This is a genomic window from Pseudomonas sp. Pseu.R1 (genome assembly GCF_045764065.1).
In the GTDB taxonomy this organism is placed as follows: Bacteria; Pseudomonadota; Gammaproteobacteria; order Pseudomonadales; family Pseudomonadaceae; genus Aquipseudomonas.
The window spans coordinates 3,113,959-3,130,832 of record NZ_JBJGEE020000001.1; the positions used below are offsets into that span (position 1 = coordinate 3,113,959).

Sequence of the window (16,874 nt, forward strand, 5' to 3'; positions counted from 1 at the left end):
GAGGGAGAAATTCAGAGATCGAGCGGCTTATTCGCCCCAGACATCCGCTAATACACGAACCCAGTTCTCGCCCATGATCTTGCGCACAACGCGCTCCGAATGGCCGCGCTTGAGCAGGGTTTCGGTCAGGTTCGGGAACTCTCCGACGGTGCGAATGCCCAGCGGGTTGATGATCTTGCCGAAGTTGGTCAGGCGGCGTGCGTAACCCTTGTCGTGGGTCAGGTATTCGAAGAATTCCTGGCCATGACCCTGGGTGAAGTCGGTGCCGATACCGATGGCGTCTTCGCCGACGATGTTCATCACGTATTCGATGGCTTCGGCGTAATCGTCGATGGTCGAATCGATACCTTTGGCCAGGAACGGCGCGAACATGGTCACACCGACAAAACCGCCGTGGTCAGCGATGAACTTGAGTTCAGCGTCGGATTTGTTACGTGGGTGTTCTTTCAGACCCGAAGGCAGGCAGTGGGAGTAAGTCACTGGCTTCTTCGATTCGAGGATGACTTCTTCGGAGGTCTTGGAACCGACGTGGGACAGGTCGCACATGATGCCGACGCGGTTCATTTCAGCGACGATTTCACGACCGAAGCCCGACAGGCCGCCGTCGCGCTCGTAGCAGCCGGTGCCAACGAGGTTCTGGGTGTTGTAGCACATCTGCACGATGCCCACGCCCAATTGCTTGAAAATCTCGACATAGCTGATCTGATCTTCAAACGCATGGGCGTTCTGGAAGCCGAACAGGATGCCGGTTTTGCCCAACTCTTTGGCCTTGCGGATGTCAGCGGTGTTGCGCACCTGGAGCACCAGGTCGCTGTTTTCGCGGATCAGCTTCTGGCTGGCAGCGATGCTGTCGACGGTCTGCTTGAAGCCTTCCCATACCGAAACAGTGCAGTTGGCCATGGTCAGGCCACCTTTGCGCATGTCTTCGAACAGCTCACGGTTCCATTTGGCAATAATCAGACCGTCGATAACGATGCTGTCGGCGTGCAATTCGGCTGGGCTCATCAGGCTGTCCCCTTTAGGTTAATCACGCACCGAATCGTCTGTCGGCGCTTTGGGGCCAGCATATGCCTGCGGGTCGGATGAGCCGGATGTAAAAACGACAGGGGAATTGCCGAAAGCGTCAAGAAGCGACAAAGGGCGACCGCATGTGTCTGGGCCTTGCGTTTGTTCACTGTTCTTTGGCGCGCGCTTGGGCGAGAATTCCCCGCATCACCGAATCGGGAAACCCCAATGAAGACGATTTTTCTGGCTCTGGCTCTATTCGCGACAGGCGCGCACGCCGCGACCAACCCTGACGCCACGCCTTGCGACGGCGTGGATGAAGACAAACAGACCCTGGAATGCTCGGTGTACAGCCGCGACACCGCCGTCAAATTGCTGGATGAGAATTTCCAGAACCTGCTGGAGCGGGTGAACGTTCAGTTCGGCGCCAATAAAGCACAGGCAGATGAGTTCGCTGCCAAGCTGAAAACCGCCGAAGACGCCTGGAAGAAACTGCGCGACGCCGACTGCGCCGTGGAAGTCTTCCCCTCCAAACCGGGCACCAAGGAATTCAACATCGGCCAGAACGACTGCCTGGCGCGCATGAGCGACGAGCGTTCCGAGTATCTGGAAAGCATCGCGCAGTCTGAGTGATGCCACGTATCTGTGGAAGCCGGCTCCCACAAAGACCGCGCTGGAAACCAATCTCCTGTTAGACGCTGAACTTGTGGGAGCCGCCTTGGTGGCGAATGCAGTTGACCTGCCAACACAGTACCTCCCACACGCTCCCCGTCATCACCCAAGGTCAGCACATGAACATCTGCGGTGTAGAAATCAAAGGCAGCGAAGCCATTTTCGCTGTCGCCACTCGCGCATCCGGCGCGCCTGAACACCTGCCGCTGGCAACCAAGAAGATCGCACTGGAAGACGATGACGAAGCCGCCAACGTCAAAGCGTTCGCTCGTCAGATCGCGACCTTCATCCACGAAAACGCCATCACCCACCTCGCCATCAAGAAACGCAGCAAGAAAGGCGAATTCGCGGGCGGCCCGACCACCTTCAAGATCGAAACCGTGTTTCAGCTACTGGCCGAATGCGACGTGGTGCTGCTGTCACCCCAGACCATCAATGCCCAAATGAAGAAGCACAACTTCGAGCTGCCTGCGGCGCTGAACAAGTATCAGCATGAGGCCTATAAGACGGCGTGTTCAGCCCTGATGAAAGGCGCGAAGTAGGTCTGCGCCCCCACTGAAATGTCTGTCCGGGCAAAAATCTACAAGAAATCGCCTGTTCCGCACTATTTTGCGTCTGCCCCGGCGATCTTCACCTCTCGTACTACACGCCCCCGATCCTCCCTCGGACACACCAAATACCGCGCCTTATAACTGCGGGTGAAATACGACGGCGACTCAAAGCCACAGGCAATACTCACCTCCAACACGCTCATGTCGCTCTGGCGCAGTAACTGCCGGGCTTTCTCCAGACGCAGGCCGAGATAAAAATTGCTCGGCGTGTCGTTCAGGTGCAGCCGAAACAGCCGCTCCAACTGGCGGCGGGTCACCTGAATGCCTTCTGCCAGCTCTAACGTGCTCAACGGAGGCTCGGTGTGTTGCTCCATCACGCCAATCACCTGGACCAACTTCTTGTTGTTGATACCGTATCGGGTCGCGATCTGCATCCGCTGGTGGTCTTTGCGCTGGCGAATACGACCGAGCACGAACTGCTCAGACACCTTGATCGCCAGATCAGGGCCGTGAGCCTGACCAATCAGATCGAGCATCAGGTCAATGGACGCCGTCCCCCCCGCTGAACTGATACGACGCCGGTCGATTTCGAACAGCTCCTGCGTCGCCTGCAAGCCGGGGTAGGTTTCCTTGAACGCATCCAGCGCTTCCCAGTGCAGCGTCAGGCGATAGCCCTGCAACAAACCGGCCTCGGCCAGCACGAAACTGCCGGTGTCGATAGCCCCCAGCACTACCCCTTCCAGATCGAGCCTGCGCAGCCAGTGCGCCAGCGCCGAGGTGTAAGCGTTCAGCGGATCGACACTGCCCATCACACACAGCGTTGCGCTTTTCTTCAGCGGTTCCAGCGCCGCATCGGCGTTTACCGACATGCCATTACTGGCGATCACCGGCCCGCCGTCGATGCTCAGCACATGCCAGCGATACAACTCCCCCCCAAACCGATTGGCCACCCGCAACGGCTCGATGGCCGACACGAATCCCATCATGGAAAAGCCGGGCATGAGCAGAAAATAGAAATCCTGGGACATCGTTGGCGCGTTCCTTGGGGATGAACTGAGGCGGCTGTAGGAGCGCCAGATCGCGGGACAAGCCACGCTCCTACAGCGGGAGGGTCTGAACATGAGATACGCCTGTTCAGACAACGAGGCAACAACACAGGTCGCTACCGTGCAAGAGCTTGTCGCCGCTGTGCGTTTTGAGCGGCCTTGGGCTGAGTAGTTTTGCAGCTCAAAAGCGGGTGGCAAAAACCCGTCTCTCACACGCCCTGGCCTGCAAGGAACCTCGCTCATGAATCACGACGTCATCATCACCTGCGCACTCACCGGTGCTGGCGACACGACCGGGAAAAGCCATTTGGTCCCGATCACCCCAAAACAGATCGCTGCCGCAGCCGTTGAGGCCGCCAAGGCGGGCGCGACCGTCGTGCATTGCCATGTGCGCGATCCACAAACCGGCAAGTTCAGCCGTGACGTCGAGCTGTACCGCGAAACCATGGACCGCATTCGTGAGGCCGACATCGACATCATCGTCAACCTGACCGCAGGCATGGGCGGCGATCTGGAAATCGGCCCGGGCGAGCGTCCGACCGATTTTGGCCCGGCGACCGATCTGGTCGGCCCACTGGCGCGCCTGGCCCACGTCGAGGCGCTGCTGCCGGAAATCTGCACACTGGACTGCGGCACCCTGAACTTCGGCGACGGCGACACCATTTACGTGTCCACTCCGGCGCAACTGCGCGCAGGCGCCAAGCGCATTCAAGAGCTGGGCGTGAAGGCCGAGCTGGAAATCTTCGATACCGGCCACCTGTGGTTCGCCAAGCAGATGATGAAAGAGGGCTTGCTGGATAACCCGCTGTTCCAGCTGTGTCTGGGCATTCCGTGGGGCGCGCCCGCGGACACCACCACCATGAAAGCCATGGTCGACAACCTGCCTGCGGACGTGGTCTGGGCCGGCTTCGGGATCGGACGCATGCAAATGCCGATGGCCGCGCAAGCTGTGCTGCTGGGCGGCAACGTACGAGTCGGTCTGGAAGACAACATCTGGCTGGATAAAGGCGTACTGGCGAGCAACGGCGCGCTGGTCGAACGCGCCACCGAGATCATCAGCCGCATGGGCGCAAGGGTCATGACCCCGGCTGAGGGCCGCGTGAAGATGGGCCTTAAACGCCGCGGTTGATCAAACCATACATCTCCCCTGTGACCTTTATCTTGAGTGCACGACATGACCTTCATCACCGAAATCAAAACCTTCGCAGCCCTGGGCAGCGGTGTCATCGGCAGTGGCTGGGTAGCCCGCGCGTTGGCCCACGGCTTGGACGTCGTGGCCTGGGACCCGGCGCCGGGCGCCGAAGCCGCTTTGCGCAAACGCGTCGCTAATGCCTGGCCTGCCCTTGAGAAAAAAGGCCTGACGGCAGGCGCTTCGCAGGATCGTCTGCGCTTCGTAGCGACCATTGAGGAGTGCGTGCGCGACGCCGATTTCATTCAGGAAAGCGCACCCGAGCGTCTGGACCTGAAACTGGACCTGCACAGCAAGATCAGCGCCGCCGCCAAACCGAATGCAATCATCGGCTCCAGCACCTCGGGCCTGCTGCCGTCAGAGTTCTACGAGAGCGCGACGCACCCCGAGCGCTGCGTGGTCGGTCACCCGTTCAACCCGGTTTATCTGCTGCCATTGGTCGAGGTCGTTGGCGGCAAGAACACGGCGCCGGAAGCGGTAGAGGCCGCGATCAGCATCTATGAATCGTTGGGCATGCGTCCGCTGCACGTGCGCAAGGAAGTCCCCGGTTTCATCGCCGACCGCCTGCTCGAAGCGCTGTGGCGTGAAGCGCTGCACCTGGTCAACGACGGCGTGGCGACGACTGGCGAAATCGACGACGCGATTCGTTTCGGCGCGGGCTTGCGCTGGTCGTTCATGGGCACGTTCCTGACCTACACCCTGGCCGGTGGCGACGCAGGCATGCGCCACTTCATGTCTCAATTCGGTCCTGCGTTGCAGTTGCCATGGACCTACCTGCCAGCGCCTGAACTCACCGACAAGCTGATCGACGATGTGGTGGACGGCACCAGTGATCAACTGGGCAGCCACAGTATTTCGGCACTGGAGCGCTATCGCGATGACGCGTTGCTCGCGGTGCTGGAGGCGGTGAAGAAGACCAAGGAAAAGCATGGGATGGCGTTCGAAGACTAACCCCCCCGATGATCGTTCCCACGCTCCGCGTGGGAACGATCAGACACTACGACTACGGACCCCCTCCCATGCCCGCACTCACCACCTACACAACCCCCATCCTCGCCGATTGGGTCGACTACAACGGCCATCTTCGCGACGCGTTTTATCTGTTGATCTTCAGCTACGCCACCGACGCGTTCATGGACCGCATCGGTCTGGCCAGCGATGACCGGGATGCCAGCGACAATTCGCTGTTCACACTGGAAGCCCACATCAACTACCTGCACGAGGTGAAACTCGGTGAGGAAGTGGAAGTGCGCACGCAGATCGTGGCCCACGACCGCAAGCGGGTGCAGCTCTATCACAGCCTGTACAAAACGGGTGGAGATGAAGAACTGGCCGCCAGCGATCAGATGCTGCTGCACGTGGACTTGGCTGCTGGACCAAAATCGGCGCCGTTCAGCGAGCAGTCCCTTGAGGCAATGCGCCTGCTGACCGAAGCGCAGCATGATCAACCCGCCCCTGCGTACATCGGCCGCACCATTGGACTGCGCGTCTGAGGCACTTTAGTGGGAGCCGGCTTGCTGGCGAAAGCGATGCATCAGAAACGAATAGGTTGCCTGACACACCGCATTCGCCACCAAGGCGGCTCCCACAAAAGTCAGCATTTCAGGCACAAAAAAGCCCGCATCGCTGCGGGCTTTTTCTTGTCAGAACCTGATCAATGAATAATCAGTTGACCTTGGCGTTCAGCTCGCCTTTGGCGTAACGCTCGAACATTTTCTCCAGGGAGATCGGTTTGATCTTCGAGGCGTTGCCAGCGGTGCCGAAGGCTTCGTAACGAGCGATGCAGACGTCGCGCATGGCCGATACGGTTTTCGCCAGGTATTTACGTGGGTCGAATTCGGCCGGGTTCTTGGCCATGAATTCACGGATGGCGCCAGTCGATGCCAGACGCAGGTCGGTGTCGATGTTGACCTTACGTACGCCGTGCTTGATGCCTTCAACGATTTCTTCGACCGGTACACCGTAGGTTTCTTTGATGTCGCCACCGAACTCGTTGATGATTTTCAGCCATTCCTGAGGAACGGACGACGAACCGTGCATCACCAGGTGGGTGTTCGGAATGCGTTTGTGGATCTCTTTGATGCGCTCGATCGCCAGGATGTCGCCGGTCGGCGGCTTGGTGAACTTGTACGCGCCGTGGCTGGTGCCGATGGCGATGGCCAAGGCGTCCACATTGGTTTTCTTCACGAAGTCAGCGGCTTCTTCCGGGTCGGTCAGCATCTGGCTGTGGTCCAGTTGACCTTCGGCGCCTACGCCGTCTTCTTCACCGGCCATGCCGGTTTCCAGCGAGCCCAGAACACCCAGCTCACCTTCAACGGAAACACCGCACGCATGCGCCATGGCGACAACGCGCTGAGTCACGTCAACGTTGTACTCGTAAGTGGTCGGGGTTTTGCCGTCGACGCCAAGCGAGCCATCCATCATCACCGAGCTGAAGCCCAGTTGCATGGAGCGCTGGCAGATATCAGGGCTGGTGCCGTGGTCCTGGTGCATGACCACCGGGATGTGCGGGAATTCTTCGATGGCGGCCAGGATCAAGTGGCGCAGGAACGGGGCACCTGCGTATTTACGCGCACCGGCCGAAGCCTGAACGATCACCGGGGAATCGGTCTTGTCGGCCGCTTCCATAATGGCGCGCATCTGTTCCAGGTTGTTCACGTTGAATGCAGGAACGCCGTAGCCGAATTCGGCGGCGTGGTCCAACATCTGGCGCATGCTGATAAGTGCCATTGTCTGTCTCTCTCCCGGTAGGGTCGTTAGTCGCGTGTGCCTGCCGTAGCGGCGGCTATTCAAATTATAGGGGCGCACTGCAATGGCGCCCGGTGTCGCATCGGTTGGATCACGTAACGCCTTACGGCGCCTTGCAGCCTCGACCGATCAAATCGTTGGTAGCGTCCCAGTAAACCAGTCCTTCGCTGCCTTTGTTGTCAAAGGCCAGTACGCCATTGCTATACAGCGCGCCGGAAGCTCCGGGCGCGGCTTGCAGACGGAATACCTGCTCGCTCTGATTCAGACGAACATCGACCTCTTTCTTCGCGGCATCAGCGTAACGCCAGTAAACCTCAGCCTTGCTGTCGCAGACCCAATGGGTCCAGGGAGCAACCGGTTCAGAAGCCTTCATGCTGGCACAACCGCCCAGCAGCATCAGTGTCGCAAGGGCAATCAAGCCTTTCATTACCACTCCTGGAACCCCTGCGAAACATGGCCTTCACCAATGCTTCGATCGCCAGGGGCAGTTCTGTTTCTGATGTTCCTGCTCGCTATCAGTTCAGATTCAGCGACAGGCTACCGGCCCGACCGCAGGCATGAACTCGTACTTTTCCCAGACTTCAGGACCGCCGCGTTTGTACACGATCGGTACGGTTTCAGCCTGCCAGCCTGCCTGATAGCAGCTGACCTGAAGCTTGTCCGGCGCGGTGTCGAGCGCCGTCTGAGCCTCGGGCTTGCTCGCGCAACCGACCAGCAAACCCGCCATGATGAACAGCGGCAATGGCTTGATCATGTCACTCCCCTTCACCTCGGCCTGAATCTCAAGCCTTGGCGCGTTGTTCCAGAACTTCCACGGCAGGCAAGACTTTGCCCTCGACAAATTCGAGGAACGCGCCGCCGCCTGTGGAGATGTAGGAGATTTTCTCGCCCACACCGTATTTGTCGATTGCTGCCAGCGTATCGCCACCGCCCGCGATAGAGAACGCCGGGCTTTCCGCGATGGCCTGAGCCAGCACTTTGGTACCGTCGCCGAACTGGTCGAACTCGAACACGCCAACCGGACCGTTCCACAGAATAGTCTTGGAAGATTTCAACAAATCGGCGAAATGTGCGGCAGTTTTCGGGCCAATGTCGAGAATCATGTCGTCGTCGGCCACATCAGCGATGTCTTTGACGGTGGCTTCGGCGTCCGCCGCGAACGCTTTGGCGACTACCACGTCAACCGGCAATGGCACGCTGACCTTGGCCGCGATGGCTTTGGCGGTGTCCAGCAGGTCCGGCTCGTACAGGGACTTGCCCACCTTGTGACCGGCAGCAGCCAGGAAGGTGTTGGCGATGCCGCCGCCGACGATCAGTTGATCGCAAATGGTGCTCAGGCTGTTCAGCACGTCCAGTTTGGTCGAGACCTTGGAACCGGCGACGATGGCCGCCATCGGCTTGGCCGGGTTACCCAACGCCTTGCCCAGTGCGTCCAGCTCGGCCGCCAGCAGCGGGCCAGCGGCAGCCACTTTGGCGAATTTGGCCACGCCGTGGGTCGAGCCTTCAGCGCGGTGAGCGGTGCCGAAGGCGTCCATCACGAATACATCGCACAGGGCCGCGTACTTCTGCGCCAACTCGTCGGCGTTTTTCTTCTCGCCCTTGTTGAAGCGCACGTTTTCGAACAGGACGATATCGCCCGCCTTCACGTCCACGCCGCCCAGGTAGTCCGCCACCAGCGGCACATCGCGACCCAGCGCCTTGCTCAGGTACGCAGCAACAGGCTTGAGGCTGTTTTCGGCAGAAAATTCACCTTCGGTCGGACGACCCAGGTGCGAGCAGACCATGACGGCAGCGCCCTTTTCCAGCGCCAGTTTGATGGTCGGCAGCGAAGCAAGGATGCGTGCGTCGCTGGTGACGACACCGTCCTTGACCGGGACGTTGAGGTCTTCGCGGATCAGCACGCGCTTACCTTGCAGGTCGAGGTCGGTCATCTTCAACACGGTCATGAGGCGTTCCTGTTTATTACTGTTGTTTATGGATACTGCGCAGATAGTGATCAGCGACATCCAGCATTCGGTTGGCAAAACCCCATTCGTTGTCGAACCAGGCCAGCACGTTGACCAGCCGAGGGCCGGAAACCCGTGTCTGGCTGGCGTCGATGATGGCCGAATGAGGGTCATGGTTGAAATCACAACTGGCATGCGGCAATTCGGTGTACGCCAGCAGGCCTTTGAGCGGGCCGCTGGTCGCCGCCTCGCGCAGAATTCGGTTGATCTCGACCGCGTCGGTGTCACGCCCCACCTGCATGGTGATGTCCAGGCAAGAGACGTTGACCGTCGGCACACGAACTGCTTTGGCCTGAATTCGGCCTGCAAGTTCCGGAAGCAGCCGCTCGATGCCACGCGCCAGACCGGTGGACACCGGAATGATCGACTGAAACGCCGAGCGCGTGCGACGCAGATCTTCGTGATGATAGGCGTCAATCACCGGTTGGTCGTTCATCGCCGAGTGAATCGTGGTGATGGTGACGTATTCCAGGCCCAACTCGCGGTTCAGCAAGTCCAGCAACGGCACGCTGCAGTTGGTGGTGCAGGACGCAGCGGAGACCAGCCGCTCGTCGCCGGTCAGGGTCTGCTGGTTGATGCCATAGACGATCGTGGCGTCGACATCCGCCTCGCTGGCCATCGGCTGCGAAAACAGCACCCGAGGCGCGCGGGCAGAAAGGAAACGTTCGCCATCGGCGCGGGTGTGATAGACACCCGAGCACTCCAGCACCAGATCGACGTCCAGCTCGTTCCAGTCGATGCCTTCCGGCGTCGCGCTGCGGAACACTTTGATGACGTGATCGTTGATGTGCAGAAAATCGCCTTCGACCCGCACTTCGCCGGGGAACCGGCCATGGGTGGAGTCAAAGCGCGTGAGGTATTCGAGACTGGCCATGTCAGCCAGATCGTTGATCGCCACCACCTCGAAACCCGCCTTCGCACCCCGCTCGCACAGCGCGCGCAGGACGCAGCGACCGATACGACCGTAACCGTTGAGGGCGACTTTGAAAGGATGTGGTTGAGGCATGAGGGTTCTCGCAAATGCGGGCGTTGCATATATCCCTGTAGGAGCGTGACTTGTCCCACGATCTGCCGGGAACCGGCAGCAAACCCGTTGAACGCGTTGTGTCAGGCACATCGACGCCGTCAGGTTTCACTGCCGCTGCGCAGCAGATCGCGGGCAAGCCACGTCCTACAAGGGGAGCGCAGCTTCTTAGTCTTCCAGCAGCTCTTCAGCGGTGCTGATGACGTTTTCCAGCGTGAAGCCAAACTCTTCGAACAGCGCCGCCGCAGGAGCGGACTCACCGAAGGTGGTCATGCCGATCACGCGACCTTCCAGACCGACGTACTTGTACCAGTAGTCAGCGTGAGCGGCTTCGATGGCGATACGGGCGCTGACTTCCAGCGGCAGAACGGACTGCTTGTACAGCGCGTCCTGGCTTTCGAAGACGCTCGTGCACGGCATCGAAACGACACGCACGTTCTTGCCGTCAGCGGTCAGCTTGTCGAATGCCTGAACGGCCAAGCCGATTTCCGAACCGGTCGCGATCAGGATCAGGTCCGGCTCGCCGTTGCAGTCGCGCAGTACATAACCACCCCGGTTGATGTTTTCCAGTTGCTGCGCATCACGAGCCTGATGCGGCAGGTTCTGGCGGGAGAAGATCAGCGCCGACGGACCGTCGTTACGCTCGATGGCGTGTTTCCAAGCTACGGCCGACTCCACGGCATCGGCTGGGCGCCAGGTGTCCAGGTTCGGCGTGGTGCGCAGGCTGGTCAGTTGCTCGATAGGCTGGTGCGTCGGACCGTCTTCGCCCAGACCGATGGAGTCGTGGGTGAACACATAGATCGCGCGCTGTTTCATCAGCGAGGACATGCGCACCGCGTTGCGGGCATATTCCATGAAGATCAGGAAAGTGGCGCCGTACGGAACGAAACCGCCGTGCAGGGCGATGCCGTTCATGATGGCGCCCATGCCGAATTCGCGCACACCGTAGTGCAGATAGTTGCCGCTGGCGTCTTCGCCAGTGATGGACTTGCAACCTTTCCAGATGGTCAGGTTGGAACCGGCCAGGTCAGCCGAACCGCCCAGGAACTCAGGCAGCAGCGGGCCGAGGGCGGTCAGGGCATTCTGACTGGCCTTACGGCTGGCGATGGTTTCGCCCTTGGCGTTGACTTCCGCGACGTAAGCGGCGGATTTCTCGGCGAAGTCGGCTGGCAGCTCGCCGCTCATGCGACGGATCAGCTCGTTGGCCAACTCAGGGAAAGCAGCGGAGTAGGCCGCGAAACGCTGGTCCCACTCGGCTTCGGTCGCCAGACCTTTTTCCTTGGCGCTCCACTCTTTGTAGATGTCAGCCGGGATTTCGAACGGACCGTGGGTCCATTTCAGCGCAGCACGGGTCAGGGCGATTTCGTCGTTGCCCAGTGGCGCGCCGTGGCACTCTTCCTTGCCCTGCTTGTTCGGCGAACCGAAACCGATGGTGGTCTTGCAGCAGATCAGGGTCGGCTTGTCGCTCTTGCGAGCGGTGTCGATGGCGGTCTTGATCTCATCGGCGTCATGGCCGTCGACGTTGCGGATCACCAGCCAGCCGTAGGACTCGAAGCGCTTCGGCGTGTCGTCGGTGAACCAGCCTTCGACTTCGCCGTCGATGGAGATGCCGTTGTCGTCGTAGAAAGCGATCAGCTTGTTCAGGCGCAGAGTACCGGCCAGCGAAGCGACTTCGTGGGAAATGCCTTCCATCATGCAGCCATCACCCATGAACACGTAGGTGTGGTGGTCGACGATGTTGTGGCCCGGGCGGTTGAACTGTGCAGCCAGTGTCTTCTCGGCGACAGCGAAACCTACAGCGTTGGCGAAACCCTGACCCAATGGGCCGGTGGTGGTTTCAACACCTGGGGTGTAGCCATATTCCGGGTGACCCGGCGTGCGGCTGTGCAGTTGACGGAAGTTCTTCAGGTCATCGATGGACAGGCCGTAGCCGGTCAGGTGCAGCAGCGAGTAAATCAGCATCGAGCCGTGGCCGTTGGACAGGATGAACCGGTCACGGTCGGCGAACAGCGGGTTGGCCGGGTTGTGTTTCAGGTAGTCGCGCCAAAGGACTTCAGCGATATCCGCCATGCCCATTGGGGCACCTGGGTGGCCGCTGTTGGCCTTTTGCACGGCATCCATGCTGAGTGCACGAATGGCATTGGCACGCTCACGACGGCTTGGCATCGCTGATCTCCTGGGGCAGAAAGAAGTGGGATCTGAAAAAGGCGGCCATTTTCCCTCAGGCACTGCTTCGGGGCAATGACAGATCAAGGCTCAGACACGATTTTCCGCAGTTGTGCAGGATATTTCTCCAGCATTGCGTCGGATTTGCCCTTAAGTGACGTAATCGCCGCGACGGCAAATCACCACCCATCGAGCAATATCAAAACTTTTTGATATTGCCCTTGCGACACACGCAGTCGATCACTAGACTGCCAGCCTTATGAATCTGAGTGCGCCCACTTTCAGCCATGACCAAAGCGATGAACTGGCAGCCTTGTGCAAAGCCGGTGGCGACCCGTTGCGGCTGAACGTTTTGCGCGCACTCTCCAACGACTCGTTCGGCGTACTGGAACTGGCGCAGATATTTGCCATGGGCCAGTCGGGCATGAGTCACCATTTAAAGGTGCTGGCCCAGGCCGATCTGGTGGCAACCCGTCGCGAAGGCAATGCGATCTTCTATCGCCGCGCCCTGCCCCACATCGATCAGTTCGGCGGCAAATTGCACGCGGCCCTGCTGGAAGAAGCCGACAACCTGACACTGCCCGAAGACGTACAGGCCCGTATCGGCCTGGTTCACCGTCAGCGCGCCAATGCCAGTCAGGACTTCTTCGCACGCACCGCCGAAAAATTTCGGGCTCAGCAGGACCTGATCGCAGGACTGGCCCAATACCGCGACAGCCTGCTGTCGCTGCTGGACAAACTGAGCTTCGATGCCGACGCCACGGCGGTGGAAGTCGGTCCCGGCGATGGCGGTTTTCTGCCTGACCTGGCGCAACGCTTTCGGCATGTCACGGGGCTGGACAACAGCCCGGCGATGCTTGAACTGGCGCGTACGCTCTGTGAACAGAAGGCACTGAACAACGTTGAGCTGAAACTGGCCGACGCCCTGTCCAGCGCTAACGTTTCGGGCGACTGCGTCGTTTTGAACATGGTGCTTCATCACTTTGCAGCGCCTGCCGATGCATTGAAACAACTGGCCAACCTGCTGCAACCCGGCGGTAGCCTGCTGGTGACAGAGTTGTGCAGCCACGACCAGAGCTGGGCCAAAGAAGCCTGCGGCGACCTCTGGTTAGGGTTCGAACAAGAAGATCTGGCCCGTTGGGCCATCGCGGCGGGGTTGGTCCCCGGAGAAAGTCTGTACATCGGTTTACGCAATGGTTTCCAGATTCAGGTCCGCCACTTTCAGCGACCGACTGGCGACACTCACCATCGGTAACACTCAGGAAAATTGTCGAGATGAGCGAATACTCCCTTTTCACCTCCGAGTCCGTGTCCGAAGGGCATCCGGATAAAATCGCCGACCAGATCTCCGATGCGGTGCTGGACGCCATCATTGCTCAGGACAAACACGCGCGCGTCGCCGTGGAAACCCTGGTCAAGACTGGCGTGGCCATCGTGGCGGGCGAAGTCACCACCAGTGCGTGGGTTGATCTGGAGCAGATCGTTCGCGACGTGATCAGCAACATTGGCTACACCAGCTCCGACGTCGGTTTCGACGGCGCGACCTGCGGCGTGATGAACATCATCGGCAAGCAATCCCCTGACATCAACCAGGGTGTTGACCGTGCCAAGCCAGAGGATCAAGGCGCGGGCGACCAAGGCCTGATGTTCGGCTACGCCAGCAACGAAACCGCAGCGCTGATGCCTGCGCCGATCGCTTTCTCGCACCAACTGGTCCAGCGCCAAGCCGAAGCGCGTAAATCGGGCCTGCTGCCATGGCTGCGTCCGGACGCCAAATCCCAGGTCACCTGCCGCTATGAAAACGGCATCGTGGTCGGCATCGACGCGGTGGTTCTGTCGACTCAGCACAACCCGGAAGTGTCCTACGCCGACCTGCGCGAAGGCGTGATGGAACTGATCGTCAAGAACGTGCTGCCAGCCAACCTGCTGCACAAAGACACCCAGTTCCACATCAACCCGACGGGCCAGTTCATCATTGGCGGCCCGGTGGGCGACTGCGGCCTGACCGGTCGCAAGATCATCGTCGACAGCTACGGCGGCATGGCTCGCCACGGTGGCGGCGCCTTCTCCGGCAAGGACCCATCCAAGGTTGACCGTTCGGCAGCGTACGCTGGCCGTTACGTGGCCAAGAACATTGTCGCTGCTGGCCTGGCCGAGCGTTGCGAGATTCAGGTCTCCTACGCCATCGGTGTTGCCCAACCGACCTCGATCTCGCTGAACACCTTCGGCACCGGCAAGATCAGCGATGACAAGATCATCAAACTGGTCCGCGAGCACTTCGACCTGCGTCCATACGCAATCACCAAAATGCTCGACCTGCTGCACCCGATGTACCAGGAAACCGCAGCCTACGGCCACTTCGGTCGCACGCCGCAAACCAAGACCGTGGGCGAAGATACCTTCACCACGTTCACTTGGGAAAAAACCGACCGCGCCGACGCCCTGCGCGCTGCTGCCGGTCTGTAATACGCCCTAGCGGCACCGGGTAAAGAAAAGCCCCTGACGATGTGAGTCGTCAGGGGCTTTTCATGCGTATATCGCAACGCCCTCCGTTTTAGCAGTAACAATGAGCAGCCTTTGTAAGGACACATCCCCGCACAAAACGAACCCGACCTGTATTTATTACACCCTGAACCACCCAGAAAAGCCTGGTAACGGATGACCGCTGAATCATCCCGCACGAAACCCTAGCCTTGACGCTTCCTGTTCTCAGCAAGGATGCACCGATGCTGCCCTTCTCCCGCTCAGTCCTCTGCGTTGCTATCGCCTTCTTCTCCACCCTCACAACCGCTAAAACCTGCCCTCAATGGCCTCCCGCCAAGGCCCAAAGCGAGATGCGCGGCCTACAAGAGCAGATCGCTCATTGGGACGACAGTTACCACCGGCAGGGCATTTCCCTGGTCGCGGATGAGTTGTACGACCAAACGGTGCGACGCTTGTCGCTCTTGCGCGAATGTTTCGCCGAAATTGGCTCCCCCGAGCCTGACCCGCTTAAGACGGCGAGGGGTAAGCACAGTCACCCGGTACCGCATACCGGGGTGAATAAGTTGCTGGACGAAAGCGCCGTACAGGCTTGGCTCAGGGGCAAAAGCGACCTGTGGATTCAACCGAAAGTCGATGGTGTCGCAGTGACGCTGGTGTATGAAAACGGAGAGTTCGTGAAGGCGATCAGCCGTGGAGATGGGAACAAAGGGCAAGACTGGACAGCACATGCGCGAAAGATCGGCGCAATACCCCGCACATTAAAAGAGAAGGCGCCCATGGTGCTGCAAGGCGAGTTGTATTGGCGCTTGCCCCGCCATGTGCAAGCCCGGGCGGGCAGTCTCAAGGCTCGCAGCAAGGTGGCCGGTTTGCTGGCACGAACGGACATCACCGAAGCCGAGGGCGCGCAGATTGGGCTGTTTGTCTGGGACTGGCCACAAGGCCCTGCCGACATGCGTGAGCGGCTGGACAGTTTGCGAGCATTGGGTTTTGAAGACAGCCTCAACTTGAGCGAACCCTTCGAGAGCTTCGTGCAGGCGAAGAAATGGCGCGAGCACTGGTACAAAAGCGCCCTGCCATTCGCGACCGATGGCGTCATCTTACGTCAGGGAAATCGTCCAACGGTCGATCGCTGGCAGGCCAAAGCACCCTACTGGATCGCCGCATGGAAATATCCGTTCGCTCAGGCTTTGGGAGCGGTGCGCAAGGTGGAGTTCAACATCGGGCGCAGCGGCAAGGTCACGCCTGTGCTGGATATCGAGCCGGTGCAGCTGGACGACCGCACGATCAGCCGGATCAGCGTGGGTTCTTTGAAACGCTGGAAAATGCTGGATATCCGGCCCGGCGATCAGGTAGCGATCAGCCTGGCGGGGCTGACCATTCCGCGTCTGGACGGCGTGGTGACGCGCAGTGTCGAACGGGTGCCCCTGAACGTGCCGGATACCGCCAAGTATCACGCCTTAAGTTGCTGGGAGCCGATTGAAGGCTGCGAGGGCCAGTTTCGTGAGCGCTTGAAGTGGCTCAGTGGCAAGAAAGGGCTGGCAATGAGCGGTGTCGGTCCAGGGACGTGGGACAAGCTGATCGAGGGCGGGGAACTCAGTGGTTTACTGGACTGGATGCGCCTTGATGGTGCACAGATCGCTAACATTCCCGGCCTCGGCGAGCGAAGCAGCGCTAAACTGCTGAAGAGTTTTCAGGATGCCCGCGAACAATCGTTCGAAGTTTGGCTCAAAGCCATCGGTTTGCCGCCCACAGCGGGTGTGAACCTGGGTGATTCATGGGCCGTTTTGTCAGCGCGCAGTGTTGACCAATGGCGCGTTGAACCTGGAATTGGCCCGGGTCGTGCGAAGCAATTGGTAGCATTTTTTCAAGACCCGCAGGTGCAAGCGTTGGCGATGCAGTTGCGGGAATACGGTATTCACGGTTTTTAGTCATTTTTTCGCCCGGCCGGTGGTTTGCTGCCCGTCCGGGCCTGCCTTTTCAAGG

16 protein-coding genes are annotated in these 16,874 nt (G+C 59.7%); 8 read left to right on the top strand and 8 right to left on the bottom strand.

The genetic code is table 11. From position 1 onward, the window contains the following. Positions 1-27: 27 nt before the first annotated feature. Positions 28-1,005: a dipeptidase gene (locus ACI5GA_RS14440; RefSeq protein WP_404636649.1), complete on the bottom strand. Its 978-nt coding sequence runs from the start codon at positions 1,003-1,005 to the stop codon at positions 28-30. 228 nt (positions 1,006-1,233) lie between these two features. Here ACI5GA_RS14440 and ACI5GA_RS14445 point away from each other — a divergent pair, with 228 nt between their 5' ends. Both ACI5GA_RS14445 and ACI5GA_RS14450 read left to right on the top strand, forming a co-directional pair. Then, entirely contained in the window at positions 1,234-1,638 is a 405-nt protein-coding gene (locus ACI5GA_RS14445) for a lysozyme inhibitor LprI family protein (protein ID WP_404636650.1), read from the top strand. A gap of 158 nt (positions 1,639-1,796) precedes the next feature. Continuing rightward, positions 1,797-2,219, top strand: coding sequence for a DUF3010 family protein (locus ACI5GA_RS14450; protein ID WP_421423069.1), 423 nt, complete (start codon positions 1,797-1,799; stop codon positions 2,217-2,219). A gap of 62 nt (positions 2,220-2,281) precedes the next feature. Here ACI5GA_RS14450 and ACI5GA_RS14455 read toward each other — a convergent pair whose 3' ends face one another. After that, the gene (locus ACI5GA_RS14455) at positions 2,282-3,256 is read right to left on the bottom strand and encodes a GlxA family transcriptional regulator (protein WP_421423070.1); all 975 of its coding nucleotides are present in this window, start codon (positions 3,254-3,256) and stop codon (positions 2,282-2,284) included. 259 nt (positions 3,257-3,515) lie between these two features. Between ACI5GA_RS14455 and ACI5GA_RS14460 the strand changes: the two genes are divergently transcribed. From ACI5GA_RS14460 to ACI5GA_RS14470, 3 genes are all read left to right on the top strand, one after another. Further along, entirely contained in the window at positions 3,516-4,403 is an 888-nt protein-coding gene (locus ACI5GA_RS14460) for a 3-keto-5-aminohexanoate cleavage protein (RefSeq protein ID WP_404636653.1), read from the top strand. 45 nt (positions 4,404-4,448) lie between these two features. Then, positions 4,449-5,414 (top strand): L-carnitine dehydrogenase, encoded by a 966-nt coding sequence (locus ACI5GA_RS14465; RefSeq protein ID WP_404636654.1) that lies wholly within the window; start codon positions 4,449-4,451, stop codon positions 5,412-5,414. A gap of 68 nt (positions 5,415-5,482) precedes the next feature. Continuing rightward, complete coding sequence (locus ACI5GA_RS14470; protein ID WP_421423071.1) at positions 5,483-5,956, top strand: thioesterase family protein; 474 nt, start codon at positions 5,483-5,485, stop codon at positions 5,954-5,956. 172 nt (positions 5,957-6,128) lie between these two features. Here ACI5GA_RS14470 and fba read toward each other — a convergent pair whose 3' ends face one another. The 6 genes from fba to tkt form a co-directional block, all read right to left on the bottom strand. Continuing rightward, the gene (gene fba / locus ACI5GA_RS14475) at positions 6,129-7,193 is read right to left on the bottom strand and encodes a class II fructose-bisphosphate aldolase (protein ID WP_404636656.1); all 1,065 of its coding nucleotides are present in this window, start codon (positions 7,191-7,193) and stop codon (positions 6,129-6,131) included. 121 nt (positions 7,194-7,314) lie between these two features. Continuing rightward, the gene (locus ACI5GA_RS14480) at positions 7,315-7,638 is read right to left on the bottom strand and encodes an MliC family protein (RefSeq protein ID WP_404636657.1); all 324 of its coding nucleotides are present in this window, start codon (positions 7,636-7,638) and stop codon (positions 7,315-7,317) included. Between the two features lie 99 nt (positions 7,639-7,737). Then, on the bottom strand, positions 7,738-7,965 hold the full coding sequence (locus ACI5GA_RS14485; protein ID WP_404636658.1) for a hypothetical protein: 228 nt from the start codon (positions 7,963-7,965) through the stop codon (positions 7,738-7,740). 28 nt (positions 7,966-7,993) lie between these two features. Continuing rightward, the gene (locus ACI5GA_RS14490) at positions 7,994-9,157 is read right to left on the bottom strand and encodes a phosphoglycerate kinase (RefSeq protein ID WP_421423073.1); all 1,164 of its coding nucleotides are present in this window, start codon (positions 9,155-9,157) and stop codon (positions 7,994-7,996) included. A gap of 16 nt (positions 9,158-9,173) precedes the next feature. Further along, positions 9,174-10,223, bottom strand: a complete 1,050-nt coding sequence (gene epd, locus ACI5GA_RS14495) for an erythrose-4-phosphate dehydrogenase (RefSeq protein WP_404636660.1) — start codon at positions 10,221-10,223, stop codon at positions 9,174-9,176. 186 nt (positions 10,224-10,409) lie between these two features. Beyond that, positions 10,410-12,407: a transketolase gene (gene tkt / locus ACI5GA_RS14500; protein WP_421423074.1), complete on the bottom strand. Its 1,998-nt coding sequence runs from the start codon at positions 12,405-12,407 to the stop codon at positions 10,410-10,412. A gap of 259 nt (positions 12,408-12,666) precedes the next feature. Here tkt and ACI5GA_RS14505 point away from each other — a divergent pair, with 259 nt between their 5' ends. The 3 genes from ACI5GA_RS14505 to ligB all read left to right on the top strand — a co-directional run bounded on the left by ACI5GA_RS14505 (position 12,667) and on the right by ligB (position 16,819). Continuing rightward, the gene (locus tag ACI5GA_RS14505) at positions 12,667-13,662 is read left to right on the top strand and encodes an ArsR/SmtB family transcription factor (protein WP_421423075.1); all 996 of its coding nucleotides are present in this window, start codon (positions 12,667-12,669) and stop codon (positions 13,660-13,662) included. A 20-nt stretch (positions 13,663-13,682) separates the two neighbouring features. Further along, positions 13,683-14,873, top strand: a complete 1,191-nt coding sequence (metK, locus tag ACI5GA_RS14510) for a methionine adenosyltransferase (protein ID WP_404636663.1) — start codon at positions 13,683-13,685, stop codon at positions 14,871-14,873. Positions 14,874-15,133: 260 nt separating this feature from the next. Beyond that, positions 15,134-16,819, top strand: coding sequence for an NAD-dependent DNA ligase LigB (gene ligB / locus ACI5GA_RS14515; protein ID WP_421423076.1), 1,686 nt, complete (start codon positions 15,134-15,136; stop codon positions 16,817-16,819). Positions 16,820-16,874: the final 55 nt, after the last annotated feature.